At 62.0% G+C, this 5,977-nt stretch carries 1 protein-coding gene; it reads left to right on the forward strand.

Annotated elements, in window-relative coordinates:
- Positions 1–5,977: SDR family NAD(P)-dependent oxidoreductase (locus L696_RS0126120; protein WP_025686267.1), on the forward strand; the 5,977-nt coding region annotated here is incomplete at both ends.

Genomic DNA, 5,977 nt, shown 5'->3' on the forward strand with positions numbered 1-5,977 from the left:
TGAACGCGACCGAAACGATGCAGATCGGGGCGGACGTTCTGCCTGCGCTTGCAGAGTCGCTGCAAAAGCGCCTGCCGGATCAGAACGGACGCGTGGCGCGCATGAAGGCGGACGAGAGCTTGGACAAGACGGACATGGAGGAGTTGCTGGTTCGTCTGCTCGGCGCGCAGCTGCAAGCGCCGCAATTGCAGGACGGAAATGCGGTGCGCGGATTTTACCGCAAATGGCTGGCGGAGAGCGTCGCCGTTCTGGAGCGCGATCCTGCGCTCAAGTTCGATACGCCGGCACAGGTGCTCTGGCAGGAATGGGAAGCAAACAAGCCGCACTGGCTCACCAACCCGAACCTGAAAGCCCAGGTGCAGCTCGTTGAGGCCACCTTGCGCGCCTTGCCGGATATCCTGACCGGCCGCGTGCCGGCGACGGAGATCATGTTCCCCAACTCCTCGATGGCGCTGGTGGAGGGGATCTACAAGAACAACCAGATCTCCGACTACTTCAACGAGGTGCTCGCCGACACGGTGGTGACCTATCTGCAGGAACGGATGGCGGACGCTCCGGCCGTCTCCCTGCGCATTCTGGAGATCGGCGCCGGCACGGGAGGCACGAGCGCGATGGTCTTCCGCAAGCTGCGGCCGTATCAGGATCGCATTGTGGAGTACTGCTACACCGACATCTCGCGTGCGTTTCTGCTGCATGCAGAGCGTGAGTACGGGGCTGACAATCCGTATCTCGCACCGAAGATCTTCAACGTCGAAGCACCGCTCGCCGGACAGGACATTGAAGCGGGGGCCTACGACCTTGTCATCGCGACCAACGTCCTGCATGCGACCAAGAACATCCGGCAGACGATTCGCAACGCCAAAGCCGTGCTTCGACCGAACGGCCTCCTTTTGCTGAACGAGATCTCGCAAAATGCGCTGTTCACGCATCTGACGTTCGGCCTGCTCGAAGGCTGGTGGCTCTACGAAGATGCAGAGTTGCGCATTCCGGGCAACCCGGGCCTGTTCCCGGAGGTCTGGGGCAAGGTGCTGGCGAGCGAAGGCTTCTCCGGCGTGTTCCATCCGGCAGAGCAGGCGCATGAGTTCGGCCAGCAGGTTGTCGTCGCCATGAGCGACGGCGTCGTTCGCCAGAAGCAGGCGGCGAAGAAAAGCAAGCCGGTGGCCAAGCAGGCGACCAAGCCACAGGCAGCAAAACCGCAAGCGGTATCGATCAAGCCGACCCCTGTGCAGGCGACGGTCGCCGCGCTTTCTCCTGAATCTCTGCGCGAGAAGAGCGTGACGTATCTGAAAGAGCTCGTCAGCGACACGCTGAAGATTCCGGTGCACAAGATCGACGAGACGGAAGCGTTGGAGGAGTGCGGCATCGACTCGATCCTCGTCGTGCAGCTGACCAATGCTCTGCGCGAGGTGTTCGGGGAGATCAGCAGCACCTTGTTCTTTGAATATCAGACGCTCGGCGAGCTGGCCGACTATTTTGTCAAGGCGCACAAGGACGCTTTGCAAAAGGCGATCGGCTTCGAGCCGGAACCGGTGAGAGCAGAACCGATTGCGGTTGTGCAGCCGGCATCCGTCGCGCCTGTCGCGCAGGCTCCTGTTACGAAAGAACGCCTGCGTGAAAACGTCATCGCCTACCTTCAAAATGTGGTCGGTGACACGCTGAAGATTCCGAGTGACCAGATCGACCCGTCCGAATCGCTGGAGGAATATGGCATCGATTCGATCCTCGTCGTCCAGCTGACCAATGCGTTGCGCGAAGGGATCGGGGAGGATCTCAACAGCACACTGTTCTTTGAATACCAGACCCTAGACTCGCTGGCCGATCATCTGGTCGACACGCAGCGCGAGGCGCTTGTCGCAAAGCTCGGGCTGGCCGGGCAGACGGAGGTGCAGCAGACGCTGCGCACGGAGGCTTCCGTGCCTGCACAGGCCGCGCAAACACGCACGAACCTGACCTTCCGCACGTCCTCCAAGCGCTATCTGCCGCGGCAAGAAGAGGCACCTGTCGCCCGCGAAGTGAGAGCTGAAGAGCCGCCGATGCGCCTGCAGGACATCGCGATCGTCGGGCTGGCCGGGCGCTACCCGGGCGCTGACGATGTGAACAGCTTCTGGAACAATCTGAAGCAGGGCCGCAGCAGCGTGGGCGAGATTCCGCAAGAACGCTGGAACTGGCAGGACTATTTTGACCCGGAAAAAGGAAAAGCGGGGACGATGTACACCCGATGGGGAGCGTTCCTGAAGGACATCGACAAGTTCGATCCTTTGTTCTTCCAGATCTCCCCTGCCGAAGCGGAGAAGATGGACCCGCAGGAGCGGTTGTTCTTGGAGACGGTATACGCGAGCATCGAAGATGCGGGGTACACGCCGGGCACTCTCGCGGAGAGTGGCAAGGTCGGGGTGTTCGCCGGGATCATGAACGCTTTTTACCCGACGGGTGCGAACTTCTGGTCGCTGGCGAACCGCGTCTCGTATCTCTTTAACTTCCAAGGGCCGAGCATCAATGTGGACACGGCTTGCTCGTCCTCTTTGACGGCGATTCATCTCGCCTTGGAGAGCTTGTACAGCGGCACGAGCGATTGTGCGATCGCAGGCGGTGTCAACCTGATCTCTGATCCGGCGCACTATCTGCGGCTCTCGGCGATGACCATGCTCTCGGCGACCGATGCATGCAAGGCGTTCGGCGATGGGGCCGACGGCTTTGTCGACGGAGAGGGCGTCGGGGCGATCCTCCTGAAGCCGCTGCACAAGGCGATCGCCGACGGCGACCACATCTATGGCGTCATCAAGGGCAGCATGGTGAACGCGGGCGGCAAAACCAACGGCTACACGGTGCCGAACCCGAACGCGCAGTCTCGCGTCATCGCAGACGCTCTGCAGCGGGCGGGCGTTCACCCGAGGACGGTCTCGTATCTCGAAGCGCATGGAACCGGCACGTCGCTGGGCGACCCGATCGAGATCACCGGCCTGACCAAAGCATTTGAAAAAGGCACGGAGGACAAGCAGTTCTGCGCGATCGGCTCGGCCAAGTCGAACATCGGCCATTGCGAGAGCGCTTCAGGCATCGCGGGCGTGACCAAAGTGTTGCTGCAGATGATGCATGGACAGATCGCGCCGACCCTGCACGCCAAGACGCTGAACCCGAACATCAACTTCGGCAAGACGCCGTTTGTCGTGCAGCAGGAACTGGGAGAGTGGCCGCGTCCGGTTCTGGAACTGGATGGGGTTCGTCGAGAATATCCGCGCATCGCAGGGATCTCGTCGTTTGGCGCCGGCGGTTCGAACGCGCATCTGGTGATCGAGGAATATATCCCGAGCGGAGCACGCCAGACCAAAGGCACCGCCCCGGAGCAGCCGGTGATCGTCGTGCTGTCGGCGAAGAATGAGGAGCGCCTGCAGGAAAAGAGCCGCCAACTGCTCGCCTTCGTGGCGGAAGGACGCATCACGGATGCCGATCTGGTGGACGCGGCCTACACGTTGCAGGTGGGACGCGAAAAGATGGAAGAGCGGATGGCCCTCGTGGTCCGATCCTTGCAAGAGCTGACAGACCGTTTGGAAGCGTACGTGCAAGGGCAGGAAAACATCGCCGGGCTGTACCGTGGTCAGGTCAGACGCGGCAAGGACAAGCTGAGCCTTGGCCACCTCGCATCCGAGGCAAGCGATTGGATGCAGAATCGTCAGCACGCCAAGCTCGCCGAATTCTGGGTCCTTGGTGACAGCATTGACTGGAACGAGCTGTATCAAACCCTACCGCAGCGCATCAGCCTGCCCACCTATCCGTTCGCCAAAGAGCGCTACTGGATGTCCAAGGAGGAGGGGACGGCAGGCAGCGGACGCCGTTCGTCGCACGCGATGAACACGGCGCTTCACCCGCTGCTTCACCGCAACACGTCCGACCTGACCGAGCAGCGATTTACCTCGACCTTCACAGGGGAGGAGTTCTTCTTGGCCGACCATGTCGTGCAAGGCCAGCGCATGCTGCCGGGCGTGGCGTATCTGGAGATGGCGCGCGAAGCTGTCGAACTGGCGGCCGCTTCTCTGAAAGATGGAAGAGACGGCCTGCGCCTGAAGCATGTCATCTGGGCAAGCCCGCTCCTCCTCGGGGAGCAGCCGCTGGATGTGCATCTGAGCCTGTTCCCGGAAGCGGATGGCGAGATCGGGTTTGAGGTCTATCGCGAGGAGGAGGCAGGTCAGGAGCCGGTCATTCACTCGCAAGGGCGTGCGGTCTGGAAGTCGTTTGAAGCCATGCCAAGCCTTGACCTCAAGACTTTGCAGTCTCAGTGCTCCCTGAAGACGCTCGATGCCTCCGCGTTCTACTCGATGTTTGAGTCGCTTGGCATCGACCACGGGCCGGCACATCGCGGCGTCGAGCGCGTGCATCTGGGCACGGATCGAGCGCTCGCCCGCCTTGTGCTGCCGGCTTCCGTTGAGCAGGAAAGCTCGTTTGTGCTGCATCCGAGCCTGATGGATTCGGCCTTGCAGGTCACGCTGGCCCTGCTGTCCGACGGTGCCGACATCAAGCGTCCGGCTCTGCCGTTCGCGTTGGAGGAAGTGGACATCCTCGGTTCGTGCACGGACGAGATGTGGGTGCTCGTGCGCCGCAGCGCTGGCAGCCGTCCGGGGGACAAGGTGCAGAAGTTCGACCTTGACCTCTGCGCCGCAGAAGGCGATGTCCGCGTTCGTATCAAGGGCTATTCCGCACGACAACTGGACGATGGGCGCGGCCGGGAAGGAACGCTGATGCTGCTCCCGAACTGGACGGAGCAACCGGTCGGCGAGCCGGCACAACAGCCGAGCTACAGCCAGCGCTTGGTGCTCCTCTGCGACATGGAGGCAGACGTGCACGACGCTCGCTGCATAACTTTGCGCTCGGAGACATCCGATCCGGCAGCGCGTTATGAAGCGCACGCGACCCAAGCGTTCCGAGAGATCAAAGCTCTGCTCCAGCAGAAGCCCAAAGGCCAAGTGCTCGTGCAGATCGCAGTCGGCACCGAGCCGGAGCATCGCTTGAGCGCAGGACTCTCCGCTCTGCTGCGAACGGCGTCGCAAGAGAATCCGAACCTGATCGGGCAACTGATCGAACTGGAGCGCACGTCCGACGCGACGGAAGTGGTCGCTCGCCTGCAAGAGAATCTCGCCCGCTTGGAAGACCGTCACGTTCGCTACCAAGATGGCAAGCGCTGGGTGGCAGGCTGGAGCGAAGCGGAGGTCTCCCGGCAGGAGGTGCACATCCCGTGGAAAGATGGCGGGACGTACCTGATCACGGGCGGCGCAGGCGGTCTCGGCCTGATCGTGGCTCGGGAGATCGTGCAGCAAGTCAGCGGCACGACCTTGTATCTCACCGGCCGCTCTGCTCTTGGAGCGGCACAGCAGACCGCGATGCAGGAGCTGCAAGCGACAGGTGCTCGCATCGAGTACAAGCGTGTGGATGTGACCGACAGAGCACAGGTCGCGCGCCTGTTTGACGCCATCCGCGCCGACTCCGGCAAGCTGGACGGCCTCGTCCACAGCGCCGGCGTGATCCGCGACAACTTCATGCTGAAGAAAACGGAAGCGGAACTGGCCGAGGTGCTGGCTCCCAAAGTGGCGGGTCTGGTGAATCTGGATCAAGCGAGCGGCGACATGCCTCTCGACTTCTTCGTCACCTTCTCGTCGATCGCCGGTGTACTCGGCAATCCGGGCCAAGCGGACTACAGCATGGCCAATGCCTTCTTGGATGCATATGCCCAGTATCGCAACGGGCAGGTGGCAGCCAAGCAGCGCCAAGGTCGCACGCTGTCGATCAACTGGCCGCTCTGGCAGGACGGCGGCATGCGCTTGGATGCCGAGACGGAGCGAACCTTGCAAGAGCAGCTAGGCATGACCGCGATGCCGACCTTGAGCGGCGTACAGGCGCTGTATCAGAGCCTCGCGGTGGAACAGGATCAGGTTGTCGTGTTTCACGGCGACATGAGACAGCTGCGGGCTTCCCTGTTGGAGCAGCC

Origin of the sequence: Paenibacillus maysiensis (assembly GCF_000520815.1) — a bacterium.
Classification (GTDB): domain Bacteria; phylum Bacillota; class Bacilli; order Paenibacillales; family Paenibacillaceae; genus Paenibacillus; species Paenibacillus maysiensis.